Genomic DNA, 15,874 nt, shown 5'->3' on the forward strand with positions numbered 1-15,874 from the left:
GCAGAATCGCTACCCTGACCTCATGCCCGCCGTCCAGGACGTCCGCGAGCCACACGCCAACATGGCTGACGTGGCGGCTCGCGCGGGCGTCTCCAGCGCCACCGTGTCCCGCGCCCTGCGCGGGCTGCCGGGGGTGAGCCCGGCCACGCGGGACCGGATCCGGCAGATCGCCGAGGAGCTCTCCTACGTCGTCTCGCCCGAGGCCTCCCGGCTGTCGCGGCGCCAGACCGGGCGGGTCGCGGTGGTGGTGCCCAAGATCGACGTGTGGTTCTACTCGGCGATGCTGGCGAGCATCGAGGCCCACCTCCGCGAGGCGGACCTCGACGTGCTCATCTACCAGGTCGACGGCCGGGAGCAGCGCAGCCGGTTCTTCCGGGAGCTGCCCTCGCGCCGCAAGGTGGATGCGGTGGTGCTGATCGCCCTGCCGGTGCTCGAGGACGAGGAGGAGCGCCTCGACCTGCTGGGGGTGCAGGTGGTCGTCGCCGGCGGCGAGCTGCGCGACTACCCGCACGCCCGGGTCGACGACCAGGCCGTGGCCGTGCTCGCGGTGCAGCACCTCATCGAGCTCGGCCACCGCCGGATCGCGATGATCCGCACCAGCGACACGACCGGCACGATCTGGTCGTCCTACACCGAACGGACCCGCGGCTACCTCGACGCCCTCAGGGCCGCGGACCTCGACGTCCGTGAGGAGTACCTGGTCACCGAACCGTTCGGCCTGCGGGCCGGCACCGACGGGGTGGCCGCCCTGCTGGCGCTCGACGAGCCGCCGACGGCGGTGTTCGCCTACTCCGACGAGATCGCGATCAGCGCGTTGCGCGGTCTCCAGCAACGAGGGGTCCGGGTCCCCGAGGAGCTCTCGGTGGTCGCCGTCGACGACCACCCGATGGCCGCGCTCTTCGACCTCACCACGGTCGCCCAGCACGTGCCCGACCAGGGTCGTCTGGCCGCCACGCAGGTGCTGGCCCTGGTGCACGGCACCGGAGCCGCCGAGGACTCACTCGTCGTCGACCCGCATCTCGTGATCCGCGGGACCACCGCTCCCCCGCCGGACCGGCGCTAACGCAGCGCTCGGCGACCGCGCCTCGACTCCCCGGGCATCGCCCGGCGTTGCACGGTGACCGCCCCCATCAGGGCGAGTCCGCGCACCCGGACCAGGGGGGCGTCGGCGGCGATCTCCGCGGCCACCTTGGGCCGGGCCTCGTCGAAGCTGCCCATCACCCCCAGGCCCTCAACGGCGATCCTGGTGCCGGCGTTGACGTGGACGTCGATCCCGCCCATCACCGCGACCGCGGTGACCACCACCTCCGGGGCCGCGAACCGGGCCTCGCGCAGGTCGAGGGTGACCCCGCCCATCATGGCGAAGGCGGTGTGGGACGGCCCGATCTCCCAGACCCCACGACGGTCCTGGCCGCTCATGACGGCCAGGCTGAAGTCGTGCCGCGACCCTGCGGGCAGGAGCGGCGGGCGGGGCACGGCCGGGTGGGCCTCGGAGGACACGGCGGGAGGAGAGCCCGGCAGGTCGGCCACGATCGGCACCAGGTCGCCCGCCACCTTCGCGGCGTACGTCGCCTCGAGTCGCTCCTCGAGCTCGTCCCAGTCCAGCCGTCCCTCGGCCGCGGCCTCCCGGAGCAGCTCGGCGACCTGGTGCCGGTCACTGTCGGAGATCCGCAGGCGGGCGGGGTCGGGCTCGGTCACGGCTCCCCTCCCCTCGTCCATCCGGCCTCCCAGCCTAGCGAAACCACGGCGTACGCTGGGCGCTCGTGAGCACCGCATCCTCTCCCGAGTTCCGTTACTCCGACCTGCTGCCGACCGGCGCCGACGACACGCCGTACCGGTTCCTGGGCGCCGAGGGGGTCAGCGTCGTCGAGGCCGGCGACCGGACCTTCCTGCAGGTGGACCCGGAGGCGATCCGCCGCCTGACCGCCGAGGCGATGCACGACATCGCCCACTACCTGAGGCCGGCCCACCTGGCCCAGCTGCGCCGGATCATCGACGACCCGGAGTCGTCGGGCAACGACCGGTTCGTGGCGCTGGACCTGCTGAAGAACGTGAACATCTCCGCCGGCGGCGTGCTGCCGATGTGCCAGGACACCGGCACCGCGATCGTCATGGGCAAGAAGTCCGAGGGCGTGCTCACCGGTGCCGACGACGGCGAGACGATCAGCCGCGGGGTGCACGACGCCTACACGAAGCTGAACCTGCGCTACAGCCAGCTGGCGCCGCTGACGACGTTCGAGGAGAAGAACACCGGCACCAACCTGCCGGCACAGATCGAGATCTACTCCACGCCGGAGACGTCCGGGCGGCCGGAGTACAAGTTCCTCTTCATGGCCAAGGGTGGGGGGTCGGCCAACAAGTCGTTCCTGTTCCAGGAGACCAAGGCGATCCTGAACCCCGAGCGGATCCTCACCTACCTCGACGAGAAGATCCGCTCACTCGGCACCGCCGCCTGCCCGCCGTACCACCTCGCCGTGGTGATCGGCGGCACCAGCGCCGAGTTCGCCCTCAAGACCGCCAAGTACGCCTCCGCGCACTACCTCGACACCCTGCCGACCTCGGGCTCGATGGACGCGCACGGGTTCCGCGACCTCGAGCTGGAGGAGCAGGTCTTCGAGCTGACGCAGTCGTTCGGGATCGGCGCCCAGTTCGGCGGCAAGTACTTCTGCCACGACGTGCGGGTGGTCCGGCTCCCCCGACACGGCGCATCCTGCCCGGTGGCCATCGCCGTCTCGTGCTCCGCCGACCGGCAGGCGCTCGGCAAGATCACCGCCGAGGGCGTGTTCCTCGAGCAGCTCGAGACCGACCCGGCGCACTACATGCCGGACACCGGGACCGCCGACGACATCGCCGGCGGCGAGGTGGTCCCGATCGACCTGAGCCGTCCGATGGAGGAGATCCTGGCCGAGCTGTCGCGGCACCCGGTCAAGACCCGGCTGTCGTTGACCGGTCCGCTCGTGGTGGCGCGCGACATCGCGCACGCCAAGATCAAGGAGCGGCTCGACGCCGGCGAGGAGATGCCCGACTACCTGCGCGACCACCCGGTCTACTACGCCGGGCCGGCCAAGACGCCGGACGGGATGGCGTCCGGCTCGTTCGGGCCGACCACCGCGGGCCGCATGGACACCTACGTCGAGCAGTTCCAGGCCGCGGGCGGGTCCATGGTGATGCTGGCCAAGGGCAACCGCAGCAAGGTCGTGACCGAGGCCTGCGCGGCCCACGGCGGGTTCTACCTCGGGTCGATCGGCGGCCCGGCGGCCCGGCTGGCGCAGGACTGCATCAGGTCGGTCGACGTGCTCGAGTACGAGGATCTCGGCATGGAGGCGGTCTGGAGGATCGAGGTCGAGGACTTCCCGGCGTTCATCGTGGTCGACGACAAGGGCAACGACTTCTTCACCGATCCCTCGGGCGCGGTGACGGTGCCGATCACCGGGGTCCGGGTCCGCTCCGCCGAGTAGCCGAGCCTCACCGGCCGGCCCGCGCGGAGAACGCGTCGGGCGGCGCGCAGGCGGTCGTCAGCCGGCTGGTCGCTCGGCGCCCAGCTCCGCCACCAGCTCCCCCACCAGCGCGGACGCCGCCGGGCCGACGGCGTGCCCCAGGAGCCGGGCGGTGCCGCCCACCCGCGACTGGTGACCGCCGCCGAGGTGCACCGGCAGGTCCGGGTACGCCGCGGCGAGCGCGGCGACGGCCTCGCGGACCGCGGGCACGTCCTCGGTCGAGGGGACGCCGATGATCACCGCCGCCGGCTGCTCGGTCGCCACCGCGCCCACGAACTCGGCCGCGGGCAGGTCCCCGCCGACGTAGACCACGTCGAGACCGGCTCGCCGCAGCACGGTGGCGAAGGCCAGGACACCGAGCTCGTGCCGCGAGCCGCGCGCCAGCCCGACCAGCACCCGGGGGCCGATCCCGGAGCCGGCGGCCGCGTCGAACAAGATCGACAGCCGCCGGTGCACGCTGGCGCTGGCGAAGTGCTCTCCGGCGACCGTGACGTCGCCCCGGCGCCAGGCCGCCCCCAGCTCGAGGAGCGCGGGCATCAGCCAGCCGTCGACCACCCGCTCGAAGCTCGCCTGACCGAACCCCTCGTCGAGGGCGGCACTCAGGACGGCGGCGTCGAACCGCTGCGCGGCCCGAACCAGCGACCCGGTGTCTCCCAGGGTGTCGGCCGCCGGCACCGGCTCGGCGTCGACGCCGGCGGCCTCGTCGGAGAGCACCAGGCCCGCCGCCTGGCGCGCCGAGATGCCCGAGCCGACCAGCGCCTGCATGGCCGAGAGCCGACGGAGCGCGGCGTCGTCGTAGAGGCGGTAGCCGCCGTCGCTCCGGGTCGGGGTGACCACCGCGTAGCGGCGCTCCCACATGCGCAGGGTGTCGGGGGCGATCCCGGTGAGCTCGGCGGCGCGCTTGACGGTGTACATGCCGATGAGTGTAGCCGGAACATTCGACAAAGACTGGACAGACTCGCTCTCCATGGTCCAGACTCGGTCCCGGCAACACCTTGGACACACTTTGGACATCCCGGGAGGGACCATGACCGCAGCGAGCATCGCCCGCCTCCTCGTCGGCGCCGCCGCCATCGCGTCGGCGGCCGTGGGCACCCTGGTCGCGGTCAGCCCCGCCGATGCCACCCCGCAGGACGAGGTGTCGATCGTCCGCACCAGCTGCGGCTGACGGACCCCCGCCGTCGGTCGCACCGCGGGCCGCCCCCTCCCCCCCATCACCGGGGGCGGTCCGCACCCTCCACCGGAGGCGCCCGGATGGCCCAGGATGGACCCGTGACCACCGACACGCCGTACGCCGACCTCGCCCGCGCCGTCTCCGACCGGGGCGAGGTGCTGCTGCGCGGGCGGCGCGAGGAGGGCGCCGCCGTTCTGGAGCTGCGGGTCAACGGCGTCCTCGTCATGGACACGCGGGAGACCAGCACCGAGCGCGCGCTGGCCACCGACGCCCTGGCGCTGGCGGCGTCGCCACGCCGGGTGCTGGTCGGCGGGCTCGGGCTCGGCTTCACCCTGGCCGAGGTGCTCGCCGACCGCCGGGTCGAGGAGTGCACCGTCGCCGAGCTCGAGCCGGCGCTGGTCGGCTGGCTCGCCGACGGGACGGTCCCGCACGGCCCCGCCCTGCTCGCTGACCCCCGGGTGACCGTCGCCGTCGGCGACGTCGCCGACGTGTTGACCTCGGCCCCGGACCGGGCCTACGACCTGGTGCTGCTGGACGTCGACAACGGGCCGGGGCACCTGGTCCACGACGCCAACGCCGCGCTCTACCGGCCGGCGTTCCTGGAGACGCTGCACCGCACCACCGCGGAGCTGGCCGTCGTCTGGTCCGAGGCGGAGTCCCCGGACCTGGTCCGCACGCTGCGGCAGGCCTTCGGCTCGGCCGAGGCGATCCCCCACGACGTCCGGCTCCAGGGGCGCGACGAGCGCTACTGGCTGCACGTCGCCCGACGTCCCGGGTAGCCTCGGGAGGCGTGAGCGAGCACCCCGAGCAGCCCGAGGACCACCGCACCGAGCACGACTCCATGGGCGAGGTGCGGGTCCCGCGCACCGCCCTGTGGCGGGCCCAGACCCAGCGCGCGGTCGAGAACTTCCCGATCAGCGGCACCCGGCTCGAGGACCAGCACGTGATCGCCCTCGCCCGGGTCAAGGCCGCCGCCGCCCGGGTCAACGCGCGACTGGGCGTGGTCGACGAACGGGTCGCGGAGGCGATCGCGGAGGCCGCCGCCGAGATCGTCGGCGGCGAGCACCTCGACCAGTTCCCGGTCGACGTCTTCCAGACCGGCTCGGGGACCTCCTCGAACATGAACATGAACGAGGTGCTCGCCTCGCTCGCCGCCCGGCGCGGCGTCGAGGCGCACCCGAACGACGACGTCAACGCCAGCCAGTCCAGCAACGACGTGTTCCCGACCTCCATCCACGTGGCCGCCACCAGCGCGACCGAGCACGACCTGGTGCCCGCCCTGGCCCACCTCGCCACCGCCCTCGAGGCGAAGTCCGAGGAGTTCGCCGACACCGTGAAGTCCGGGCGGACCCATCTCATGGACGCCACCCCGGTCACGCTCGGCCAGGAGCTCGGCGGCTACGCGGCCGCCCTGCGCCTCGGCGTACGTCGGCTGCGCGACGCCCTGCCCCGGGTCGCCGAGCTGCCTCTGGGCGGCACCGCGGTCGGCACCGGCATCAACACCCCGGACGGCTTCGCCGCCGCCGTGATCGAGGAGCTGGCCCGGGACACCGGGCTGCCGTTCACCGAGGCCGGGGACCACTTCGAGGCCCAGGGCGGCCGGGACGCCCTCGTCGAGCTCTCCGGCCAGCTGCGGGTGGTGGCGGTCTCGCTCACCAAGCTCTGCAACGACCTGCGCTGGATGTCCTCGGGACCCTCGACCGGACTCGCCGAGATCCACCTGCCCGACCTCCAGCCCGGCTCGAGCATCATGCCGGGCAAGGTCAACCCGGTGCTGCCGGAGGCGACGCTGATGGTGTGCGCCCAGGTGATCGGCAACGACGTCACGGTGACCACGGCCGGGGCCTCGGGCAGCTTCGAGCTGAACGTGATGATGCCGGTGCTGGCCCGCAACGTGCTGGAGTCGATCCGGCTGCTGGCCAACGCCTCCCGGACGCTCGCGGACCGCTGCGTCGACGGGATCACCGCCGACGAGGAGCGGATGCGCCGCTACGCGGAGTCCTCACCGTCGGTGGTCACCCCGCTCAACCGTCACCTGGGCTACGAGACCGCGGCCGCCGTGGCCAAGCGGGCACTCGCGGAGGGGGCCACGATCCGGGAGACCGTGCTGGCCATGGGGTTCGTCGAGGACGGGACGCTCACCGAGGAGCAGCTCGACGCCGCGCTCGACGTGGACTCGATGACCGGTCGCTGACGGCGTCGCTGACGGGCCGTAGCCTCAGGGGACGGGCGGGCAGACGCTCAGACGAAGTAGGAGAGCACGTAGAAGCCGGCGACGGCGACCACCATCACCAGGGCGGTCAGTCGCACCCACAGCGGCAGCGCGCTGCCGGCAGGGTCACTGGGCTCGGCGTGCCGGAGCTCGCGGGGCAGGTCCTCGTCCATGCGCTCAGTACCAGCCGTTGCCCTGCTTGAAGCCCCACGCGTTGCACGGCGTGCCGTACCGGTCCTGGATGTAGCCCAGGCCCCAGCGGATCTGGACCTCGGCGGAGGTCAGGTAGCCGTCGGGGAGGTCGTGGGTCTGGGTCAGCGCCTGCGGGATGCCGTACGCCGACGAGGTCGGGTTGTCGGCGTCGATCCGCCACCCGCTCTCGGACTCGTAGAGCGAGTCGAGGCAGCCGAACTGGTCGGCGGCGAAGCCGAACTCGGGCAGCAGTGCCCTGCCGATGTCCCGGGGGTCGTCGTCGGAGAGGTCCTCGGTGCGGGTGATCGCCTCGCCGGAGGTGGCCGAGACCGACAGCGCTTTCTCCTTGGCCGGGTCCGCGGCGTCGCGGCGATCGGACCGGGAGACCTGCTCGTCCCGGCGCGGCGCGGCCTCGGCCTCGGCCGGGGGAAGCGGGTCGAGGGCGCCGAGGTCGGAGGCGACGGTGGACACGGCACCGCCGACGGTGCCGTCCTCGTCCGCGGACACGACGCCGCCGCCGACGGCGACGCCGGTGGCGGTCAGCGCGACGGAGGAGAGCAGCACGGTGTTGCGCAGGGCCTTCTTCGGCACCCCGGCAGCCGGCGCCTGCCGGTGCTTGGGTGAGTACTTCTGGTGTTTCGGCACAGGGATACCCACGACGTAGACAACTGGGACGACCGCTCCGCACCCTCGCGTCCCCCCCGGGATCACGAAATGGTCACGGGCCACCCTGCAACAGAAGTCGGGGGCGCGCAAACCGAACGCGGGAAATCGGGGGGCGAGCCGGGTCACACCCGGCCCGCCCCGCGACTCAGCCCTGGAGGCCGACGTCCTCGAGCATCTCGGTGACCAGCGCCGCGATCGGGGACCGCTCGGAGCGGGTCAGCGTCACGTGCGCGAACAGCGGGTGGCCCTTGAGCTTCTCCACGACGGCCACCACGCCGTCATGCCGGCCGACCCGGAGGTTGTCGCGCTGGGCGACGTCGTGGGTGAGCACCACCTTGGAGTTCGCCCCGATCCGGGAGAGCACCGTGAGCAGCACGTTGCGCTCCAGCGACTGGGCCTCGTCGACGATCACGAAGGCGTCGTGCAGGGACCGGCCCCGGATGTGGGTCAGCGGGAGCACCTCGAGCATGCCGCGGTCCAGGACCTCCTCGATGACGTCGCGGGAGGTGATCGCGCCGAGGGTGTCGAAGACCGCCTGACCCCAGGGGGACATCTTCTCCGACTCCGAGCCGGGCAGGTAGCCCAGCTCCTGGCCGCCGACGGCGAACAGTGGGCGGAACACCACCACCTTCGAGTGCTGACGGCGCTCGAGGACCGCCTCCAGGCCGGCGCAGAGGGCCATCGCCGACTTGCCGGTCCCGGCCCGGCCGCCCAGGGAGACGATCCCGACCTCGGGGTCGAGGAGCGTCTCGAGGGCGATCCGCTGCTCGGCGGAACGCCCGTGCACCCCGAACGCCTCCCGGTCCCCGCGGACCAGGTGCACCTGCTTGTCCGGACCGACCCGGCCCAGGGCGGTGCCGCGCTCGGACAGCAGGACCAGCCCGGTGTGGCAGGGCAGGTCCCGGGCCTGGTCGAGGTCGAGCACCCCGTCGTCGTACAGCTCGTCGATGTCGGCGCCGGCCACGTCGAGCTCGGCCATCCCGGTGTAGCCCGCCTCGGCGTCGCCGCTGCCCTTGCCCGGCTTCCCGGTCTCGGCGCGGTACTCCTCGGCGTCCAGCCCCACCGCGGAGGCCTTGATCCGCAGCGGCAGGTCCTTGGAGACCAGCGTCACCGTGGCGCCCTCGTTGGCGAGGTTCTGCGCGACCGCCAGGATCCGGGTGTCGTTGTCGCCCAGCCGGAAGCCGCTGGGCAGCGAGGCCGGGTCGGTGTGGTTGAGCTCGACGCGGATCGTGCCACCGGCCTCGCCGACCGGGATCGGCTTGTCGAGCCGTCCGTGCTGCACCCGCAGCTCGTCGAGCATGCGCAGCGCTGCCCGCGCGAAGTAGCCCAGCTCGGGGTGGTGCCGCTTGCCCTCCAGCTCGGTGATCACCACGACCGGGAGCACCACCTCGTGCTCGTCGAAGCGCCGCACCGCGCCCGGATCGGCCAGCAGCACGCTGGTGTCCAGGACGTAGGTCCGGGTGGAGGCACTGCGATTTCCCTGCGACGCGTCAGCCACGGTCCACTCCTCACGAACCGGCGCGCGCACTCCTCGCCCCGGCCCTAGCTCACACACACGGACCGGGACGGGACCCGAAGGCCGGAGTGCCGGCCTCCGCACGCACGCCACGGCTGTGGCGGTGCTGAACAGTCGTGAATGCTCACGAACGGGCCTCCCGATTCGGCGGGCTTCCCCACCCGCCGTTGACTCCGAAATTACGCCCGTCGGACAAGGAATCCGGGCGACACGCCCAGACCAGGGGGGCGGTCTGGTCCGGCCGGTCAGGCGCCGAAGCGACGCTCCCGCTCGGCGTAGGCGCGCACCGCCCGGAGGAAGTCGACCCGGCGGAAGTCCGGCCAGAACGCCTCGCAGAAGTAGAACTCGCTGCGCGCCGACTGCCACAGCAGGAAGCCGCCCAGCCGCTGCTCCCCGGAGGTGCGGATCACCAGGTCCGGGTCCGGCTGACCCTTGGTGTAGAGGTGCTCGGCGATGTGCTCGACGTCGATGGTCTGGGCCAGCTCCTCGAGCGAGGTGCCACGCTCGGAGTGCTCGACCAGCAGCGACCGGACCGCGTCCGCGATCTCGCGCCGGCCGCCGTACCCGACGGCGATGTTCACCAGCAGGCCGTCGACGTCGCGGGTGGCCTCCTCGATCTCCTTGAGCCGGGCGGCGGTGGCCGCCGGCAGGAGGTCGAGCGCCCCGACCGGGTGCAGCCGCCACCGGCGCTGGTCGGCGAGGGAGGCGACGGCCTCCTCGATGATCACCAGCAGGGCGTCGAGCTCGGCGCGCGGCCGGTTGAGGTTGTCGGTGGAGAGCAGCCAGAGGGTCACGACCTCGACCCCGGTCTCCTCGCACCACTCCAGCAGGGGCTCGATGTTGGCCGCGCCGGCCCGGTGCCCGTGCGCGGTGTCGGCCCCGACGGCCTTGGCCCAGCGCCGGTTGCCGTCGAGCATCACACCGATGTGCTTGGGCAGCCGGTCCTGCGGCAGACGCTTGACCATCCGCGCCTCGTACGCCGGGTAGAGCACCCTCCGGATCCCCTGCTTCCAGTCCGCCACCCCACGATGTTACCGACTCGCCCCGTAGGGTGGGGCCATGAACGACGTCATCCGCGCCCGGCTCGACCACGCCGTCGACCGCGCCGCGGACAAGCTGGCGGAGGTCAAGCCCAAGCTCCGCGGGTGGCTGCACCTCGCCACCGCGCCCCTCGCGCTGGTGGCCGGCATCGTCCTGATCGTGCTCTCACCGACGACCACGACCCGCATCGGCTCGGCGATCTTCGTCGGCAGCGCGGTGGTGCTGTTCACGGTCTCGGCGATCTACCACCGCGGCACCTGGTCGCCGCGCACCTGGGCGTTCCTCAGGCGCTTCGACCACTCCAACATCTTCGTGCTGATCGCCGGCTCCTACACGCCGTTCGCGCTGCTGTTCCTGGAGGGGACCGATCGCACGCTGCTGCTCACCCTGGTCTGGTCAGGGGCGATCCTCGGCGTGCTGTTCCGGGTGTTCTGGGCGGGGGCGCCGCGCTGGCTCTACACCCCGATCTACATCGCGCTGGGCTGGGCCGCTGTCTTCTTCATCCCCGACTTCGCGCGGGGGGCGGCGAACTTCAGCCCCGGCGTCGGCGTCGCCGTGCTGGTGCTGGTCGCCTCCGGCGGGCTGCTCTACACCCTGGGCGGGGTGGTCTACGGCTTCAAGCGACCCGACCCCTCCCCGACCTGGTTCGGCTTCCACGAGGTCTTCCACAGCTTCACGATCCTGGCCTTCGCCACCCATTACGTCGGCGTGTCGCTGGCGACGTACTCGCTGCGGTAGCCGCCCTCACCGCGGAGGCCGCGCCAGGTCCTCCGGGTCGGTGACGGGGAGCGCGCACACCAGGCTCCGGCAGACGTACGCCGCCGGCTGGCCGTCGACCTCGCCCCGCCCGGCGAGCAGCGGGATCGCGTCGTCGCCGGGCTCGCCGACCACGACCACGGCACCGGTGCGCCGCCGGGCGACCCGCTCGAGCGCGTCCCGCTCCGGGCCCGGCCGGCCGACCACCGCGATCTCGTCCGGGCCGTCCAGCATGGTCTGCGCAGCGGCCAGCGCCCACCCGGCGAAACGCGGGGCCCGCTCGGCCAGCCGGGAGAGCACCGCCAGCGCCTCCTCGGCCGCCGAGCGGTGCTCGCCGGAGCCGGTGAGCGCGGCGTACGTCGCCAGCGCGTGCACCATCGACGACGACCCGGACGGGCTCGCGTTGTCGGAGAGCTCCCGAGGCCGGGCGAGCAGGGCCTCGGCGTCCTCGGCGGTGTCGTGGAAGCCGCCGTCCAGGGCTCGGAACCGAGCCAGCGCGTCGTCGAGCACCACCCGCGCGTGCTCCAGCCAGGCCGCGTCACCGGTGGCCTGGACCAGGGCGAGGAAGCCGGAGGCGACGCAGCCGTGGTCCTCGAGCACCCCGGCATGGCGGCCGGCGACCCCGTCGCGGGAGACCCGCAGCAACCGACCGTCCACAAGGTGCAGGTCCACGAGCAGCCGTCCGGCCTCGGCGGCCGCGGCGACGTAGTCGGGGCGGCCCAGGAGGGTGCCGGCGTCGCAGAGCCCCGAGATGGCCAGGCCGTTCCAGGCGGCCACGACCTTGTCGTCGCGCTCCGGACGGACCCGCCCCGCCCGGGCGGCGAGCAGTCGACGCTTGACGTCCTCCAACCGGGCCAGGTCGTCGGGGTCGGTCCGCAGCTGCAGCGTGGAGGCGCCGTGCTCGAAGGTGCCGGCCTCGGTGACCGTGAACACCTCGGCGGCCCACGCACCGTCCTCCGCACCCAGGGCCTCGCGCAGCTGGTCGGGGGTCCAGGCGTAGAACCTGCCCTCGACGCCCTCGCTGTCGGCGTCCAGCGCGGAGGCGAACCCGCCCTCGGGGGTGCGCAGCTCGCGCAGCATGAAGTCGGCCGTCTCCGTGGCGACCCGGTCCCCACCCCAGCGGGCGTAGAGGCCCAGCAGCTGGGCGTTGTCGTAGAGCATCTTCTCGAAGTGCGGCACCACCCAGCCGGCGTCGACGCTGTAGCGCGCGAACCCGCCACCGATCTGGTCGTAGATGCCGCCGCGGGCCATCGCGATGCAGCCGGCGTCGAGCATGAGCCGGGCGCTCTCGGTGGTCGAGCCGGTCCCGGCAGTCGAGCCGGTGCCGGCGGTCGAGCCTGTCGAGACCCGCCTCAGGAACTCCAGCACCATCGACGGTGGGAACTTCGGCGCGCCACCGAAGCCACCGCGCTCGGCGTCGAAGTCCCCGGCCAGCGTGCGCACCGCCTGCGTGAGGGTCTCCTCGCCGATCAGACCCGACTCGAGCCTCGCGGACTGCTGGAGGTGGTCGCGGATCTGCCCGGCGGCGCGCTGGACGTCGTCGGCCCGGTTCTGCCAGGCGTCGGCCAGCGCCTCGAGCAGCTGCCGGAAGCTCGGCATCCCGTGCCGGGGGCGGTCCGGGAAGTAGGTGCCGGCGAAGAACGGCGCCCCCTCGTGGTCGAGCACGCAGGTCATGGGCCAGCCGCCCTGCCCGGTCATCGCGGTCGTGGCGCTCATGTAGACCGCGTCGACGTCCGGCCGCTCCTCGCGGTCGACCTTGACGTTGACGAAGTGCGCGTTCATGTACGCCGCGGTTGCCTCGTCCTCGAACGACTCGTGCGCCATGACGTGGCACCAGTGGCAGGCGGCGTACCCGACCGAGAGCAGGACCGGCAGGTTGCGCTCACGCGCCTCCGTGAACGCCTCCTCGCCCCACTCCCGCCAGTCGACGGGATTTTGCTGGTGCTGCAGCAGGTACGGCGACGTGGCTTCACTCAACCGGTTCGGCACGGGGCGACCTCCCTCTCATGAGCCGGAGCCGGCTCGGTCCCGGTCTGCTCGTCCCTCCGATGGTGCCTCATCGATTCCTCTCCGCACTCAGGGGCGGCGTGGCACGTCGGAGGGTCGCCGGGGTCGGTCGACGGCGATCACCTCGGGCGGCAGTCCCCACTCGTTGAGCCCCAGCCGGGACAGCGGCTCGAGGCGGCCGATCGCCGGGTGGTCGCCCTCCAGTGCCGACTCCTGCACGGTGATGGCGACGACGTCGAGCAGGACGACGGTGGAGTCGCCGAGCTCGATCGTCGAGTGCAGCGTGCACTCGATCGCGGCCGGTGACGCGGCGACGCGGGGCACGGCCACCCGGGCGCTGGGCTCCATCTCCACCCCGAGCCAGTCGGCCTCGTCGACGGCGTCGTCGAACGGGGCGCTGCTGCCGTTGACCTGCTCCAGCAGCGGGCGGGCGGCGACGTTCACGACGCACTCCCCCGTGCCGAGCACGTTGCGCAGGGTGTCCTTGCTGCCCACGGAGGTGAACTGGACGATCGGGGGCCTGGTGCAGGCCACCGTGAAGAAGGAGTGCGGGGCGAGGTTGCCGACACCGGCCTCGGAGACCGTGGAGATCCAGGCGATCGGCCGCGGCACCACCAGCGAGTTCAGCAACGGGTACGGCGCGACGTCGGGGTCGGCCACGTCGAAGACGCGGCGGGGCGCTGAGTCGGTCATGGGGCGATCCTCCCTCGCGTCGGCGTCGAGCCGACCGGTGGGTCAGGGCGGGTGGACCCCGTCGCTATCGTGAGGTTGTGCGGGCGACGGCGACCCTGGGCGCACCCAGGACGGTGCAGATGGCTGCGCTGGCCGTGGTCGCGCTCGCGCTGGTGGTCATGCACGGGCTCGGCACGCACGGGACGGAGAGCGGGCCGGCCCACCCCGTGGCCCACCCGGTGGCCCATGTCGCCGCCGACCACGAGCCGGCGCCGGCGGGGACTACCTCGACCGCCGTGCCCGCGTCGCCGGACGGCACCGCGTGGGTGGCGATGTGCCTGGCCGTCCTGCTCCTGCTGGCCGGAGGGGTGCGGCCGCGGGGTGCGCGACCCCTCTCGCTGCTCGGCGCACGCGTCCGGCCGGCGCTACCGGTCGGACTCCCGCTCGACCGTCCCTGGGTCGTGCCGCGGCTCCATCTCCGCCTGTCCGTGCAGCGCTGCTGATGCCGGTCGGGCCGGGCCGGATCCCGGCACCGACCGCCGTTCCGCACCTCACGACCCAGGAGAACCACCATGCCCAAGAACCGCCCACGGGCGCGGCGCCTCGCTGCGCTCGCCCTCACCATCCCCCTCGTCCTCGGTGCCGCCGGGTGCGGGGCCGACGAGGCCGACGTCCAGCCCGAGGCGGTCGAGGAGACCGCCCCCAACGGTGACGTCTTCAACGCCGCGGACGTGTCGTTCGCGACCGACATGATCCAGCACCATGCCCAGGCCCTGACCATGGTCGACCTGACCCTCGGCCGGGACCTCGATCCCGAGGTGGCCGCGCTGATGGAGCAGATCCGGGACGCCCAGGCCCCGGAGATCGAGCAGATGACCGGCTGGCTGACCGACTGGCAGCAGCCGATCCCCGAGACCATGCGCGACCACGCCAACTCCGAGGGCGGCGAGATGGAGATGGGCGACATGCCCGGGATGATGTCCGGGGAAGCCATGGCGGACCTGGAGGCCTCCTCCGACGCCGACTTCCAGGGCCTGCTCCTCGAGATGATGGTCGAGCACCACACCGGCGCCATCCAGATGGCCGAGTCCGAGCAGACCAGCGGCACCTTCGATCCGGCCGTCGAGCTGGCCGGTCAGATCGTCACCGGCCAGCAGGCGGAGATCGACCAGATGGAGGAGATGCTCCGATGATGCGGGCCCGCTCGACGCTGCGCGCCGCGGGGGTCACCACCGTGGCCCTGGCGGTCGTCGCCACCGGCTGCGCGGCGGATCAGGAGGGCGTCGCCGCAGGCGACGTCTACGTGGGGCACGTGCACGGGATCGGGGTCGACCCCGCCGACGGCGCGCTCTACGTCGGCGCCCACGGCGGCCTCTTCCGGCTGGCGGACGGCGAGCTGAGCCCGGTGTCCGGCTGGACCTCCGACACGATGGGGTTCACGGTCGTCGGTGCCGGGACCTTTCTGGCCAGCGGGCACCCCGCACCCGACCAGGACGGCCCCGGGCTGCTGGGCCTGAACCGGAGCACCGACGCCGGCGAGAGCTGGAGCGAGGTGTCGCTGGTCGGCGAGGCGGACTTCCACTCCCTGGACGCGGTCGACGGGGCGATCTGGGGCTACGACTCGGTCAGCGGACGGCTGCTCACCAGCGCCGACGGGAAGGACTGGGCCTCGGTCACCGAGGGCGCGATCCTGGACGTCGCGGTGCAGCCGGGCCGGCCCGACGAGGCGCTGGCCACGACCGGCGAGGGGCGTCTGGTCCGGGTGTCGTCCGACGGCTCAACCGCGCCGGAGCCGCTCGAGTCGCCGCCACTCGTGCTGGTCGACGCCACCGAGAGCGGCGAGCTGGTGGGCCTCGGGCCGGACGGCGCCGTCCACGTCCAGGCGAACGGCGGGAGGTGGGAGCCGGCGGGCGAGGTCCCGGGTGGGCTCCAGGCGCTGACGGCCACGGACGATGCGTGGTACGCCGCCACCGACACCGGCATCTACGTCAGCTCCGACCGGGGCGAGAAGTGGGAGACGGCCGTGCGGTTCTCCTGACCGGGCGAGGCACCTCGTCCGCGGTGCCGCGGCGCCGAGCGCGACGCTCAGCACCGCGGGCGACGCGCCGCCCGGGCCATCCTGCTCAGGGCGACGGTGACGG

General features: G+C 73.1%; 17 protein-coding genes. 9 read left to right on the forward strand and 8 right to left on the reverse strand.

The genetic code is table 11. The features are described 5' to 3' along the window. Positions 1 to 22: 22 nt before the first annotated feature. Positions 23 to 1,063: a LacI family DNA-binding transcriptional regulator gene (locus IE331_RS12175; RefSeq protein WP_192143689.1), complete on the forward strand. Its 1,041-nt coding sequence runs from the start codon at positions 23 to 25 to the stop codon at positions 1,061 to 1,063. Here the strand turns inward: IE331_RS12175 and IE331_RS12180 are convergent. Beyond that, positions 1,060 to 1,698, reverse strand: coding sequence for a DUF1707 SHOCT-like domain-containing protein (locus tag IE331_RS12180; protein ID WP_201931732.1), 639 nt, complete (start codon positions 1,696 to 1,698; stop codon positions 1,060 to 1,062). The two genes, IE331_RS12175 and IE331_RS12180, sit on opposite strands and share 4 nt — an antisense overlap. 65 nt (positions 1,699 to 1,763) lie before the next feature. Between IE331_RS12180 and IE331_RS12185 the strand changes: the two genes are divergently transcribed. After that, the gene (locus IE331_RS12185) at positions 1,764 to 3,458 is read left to right on the forward strand and encodes a fumarate hydratase (protein ID WP_192143691.1); all 1,695 of its coding nucleotides are present in this window, start codon (positions 1,764 to 1,766) and stop codon (positions 3,456 to 3,458) included. 57 nt (positions 3,459 to 3,515) lie between these two features. On the opposite strand, the gene IE331_RS12190 is transcribed toward IE331_RS12185, so the two are convergent. Continuing rightward, positions 3,516 to 4,412, reverse strand: coding sequence for a MerR family transcriptional regulator (locus IE331_RS12190; RefSeq protein ID WP_192143692.1), 897 nt, complete (start codon positions 4,410 to 4,412; stop codon positions 3,516 to 3,518). Positions 4,413 to 4,524: 112 nt separating this feature from the next. Between IE331_RS12190 and IE331_RS12195 the strand changes: the two genes are divergently transcribed. The 3 genes from IE331_RS12195 (at position 4,525) to IE331_RS12205 (ending at position 6,865) form a co-directional block, all read left to right on the forward strand. After that, the gene (locus tag IE331_RS12195) at positions 4,525 to 4,665 is read left to right on the forward strand and encodes a hypothetical protein (protein WP_192143693.1); all 141 of its coding nucleotides are present in this window, start codon (positions 4,525 to 4,527) and stop codon (positions 4,663 to 4,665) included. Positions 4,666 to 4,769: 104 nt separating this feature from the next. After that, positions 4,770 to 5,450 (forward strand): spermidine synthase, encoded by a 681-nt coding sequence (locus tag IE331_RS12200; protein ID WP_201931734.1) that lies wholly within the window; start codon positions 4,770 to 4,772, stop codon positions 5,448 to 5,450. Positions 5,451 to 5,461: 11 nt separating this feature from the next. Next, positions 5,462 to 6,865, forward strand: a complete 1,404-nt coding sequence (locus IE331_RS12205; protein WP_192143695.1) for a class II fumarate hydratase — start codon at positions 5,462 to 5,464, stop codon at positions 6,863 to 6,865. A 47-nt stretch (positions 6,866 to 6,912) separates the two neighbouring features. Here IE331_RS12205 and IE331_RS12210 read toward each other — a convergent pair whose 3' ends face one another. From IE331_RS12210 to IE331_RS12225, 4 genes are all read right to left on the reverse strand, one after another. Beyond that, a complete protein-coding gene (locus IE331_RS12210; protein ID WP_192143696.1) occupies positions 6,913 to 7,056 on the reverse strand; it encodes a hypothetical protein in 144 nt (47 codons plus the stop codon). Positions 7,057 to 7,060: 4 nt separating this feature from the next. After that, on the reverse strand, positions 7,061 to 7,720 hold the full coding sequence (locus tag IE331_RS12215) for an aggregation-promoting factor C-terminal-like domain-containing protein (RefSeq protein ID WP_192143697.1): 660 nt from the start codon (positions 7,718 to 7,720) through the stop codon (positions 7,061 to 7,063). 166 nt (positions 7,721 to 7,886) lie between these two features. Then, positions 7,887 to 9,239: a PhoH family protein gene (locus IE331_RS12220; protein WP_192143698.1), complete on the reverse strand. Its 1,353-nt coding sequence runs from the start codon at positions 9,237 to 9,239 to the stop codon at positions 7,887 to 7,889. Positions 9,240 to 9,502: 263 nt separating this feature from the next. Continuing rightward, on the reverse strand, positions 9,503 to 10,279 hold the full coding sequence (locus IE331_RS12225; protein WP_192143699.1) for an isoprenyl transferase: 777 nt from the start codon (positions 10,277 to 10,279) through the stop codon (positions 9,503 to 9,505). A 37-nt stretch (positions 10,280 to 10,316) separates the two neighbouring features. Here IE331_RS12225 and trhA point away from each other — a divergent pair, with 37 nt between their 5' ends. Next, positions 10,317 to 11,036 (forward strand): PAQR family membrane homeostasis protein TrhA, encoded by a 720-nt coding sequence (gene trhA, locus IE331_RS12230; protein ID WP_192143700.1) that lies wholly within the window; start codon positions 10,317 to 10,319, stop codon positions 11,034 to 11,036. Positions 11,037 to 11,042: 6 nt separating this feature from the next. On the opposite strand, the gene IE331_RS12235 is transcribed toward trhA, so the two are convergent. Next, on the reverse strand, positions 11,043 to 13,043 hold the full coding sequence (locus IE331_RS12235; protein WP_192143701.1) for a thioredoxin domain-containing protein: 2,001 nt from the start codon (positions 13,041 to 13,043) through the stop codon (positions 11,043 to 11,045). A gap of 87 nt (positions 13,044 to 13,130) precedes the next feature. Continuing rightward, on the reverse strand, positions 13,131 to 13,754 hold the full coding sequence (locus IE331_RS12240) for a flavin reductase family protein (RefSeq protein ID WP_192143702.1): 624 nt from the start codon (positions 13,752 to 13,754) through the stop codon (positions 13,131 to 13,133). A 119-nt stretch (positions 13,755 to 13,873) separates the two neighbouring features. Here IE331_RS12240 and IE331_RS12245 point away from each other — a divergent pair, with 119 nt between their 5' ends. From IE331_RS12245 to IE331_RS12255, 3 genes are all read left to right on the forward strand, one after another. Next, complete coding sequence (locus IE331_RS12245; protein ID WP_192143703.1) at positions 13,874 to 14,236, forward strand: hypothetical protein; 363 nt, start codon at positions 13,874 to 13,876, stop codon at positions 14,234 to 14,236. Positions 14,237 to 14,305: 69 nt separating this feature from the next. After that, on the forward strand, positions 14,306 to 14,926 hold the full coding sequence (locus IE331_RS12250; RefSeq protein ID WP_192143704.1) for a DUF305 domain-containing protein: 621 nt from the start codon (positions 14,306 to 14,308) through the stop codon (positions 14,924 to 14,926). Further along, positions 14,923 to 15,771: a F510_1955 family glycosylhydrolase gene (locus IE331_RS12255; protein WP_192143705.1), complete on the forward strand. Its 849-nt coding sequence runs from the start codon at positions 14,923 to 14,925 to the stop codon at positions 15,769 to 15,771. The genes IE331_RS12250 and IE331_RS12255 overlap by 4 nt, the downstream gene beginning before the upstream one ends. Positions 15,772 to 15,874: the final 103 nt, after the last annotated feature.

It is taken from the genome of Nocardioides donggukensis, from assembly GCF_014842875.1.
In the GTDB taxonomy this organism is placed as follows: Bacteria; Actinomycetota; Actinomycetes; order Propionibacteriales; family Nocardioidaceae; genus Nocardioides; species Nocardioides donggukensis.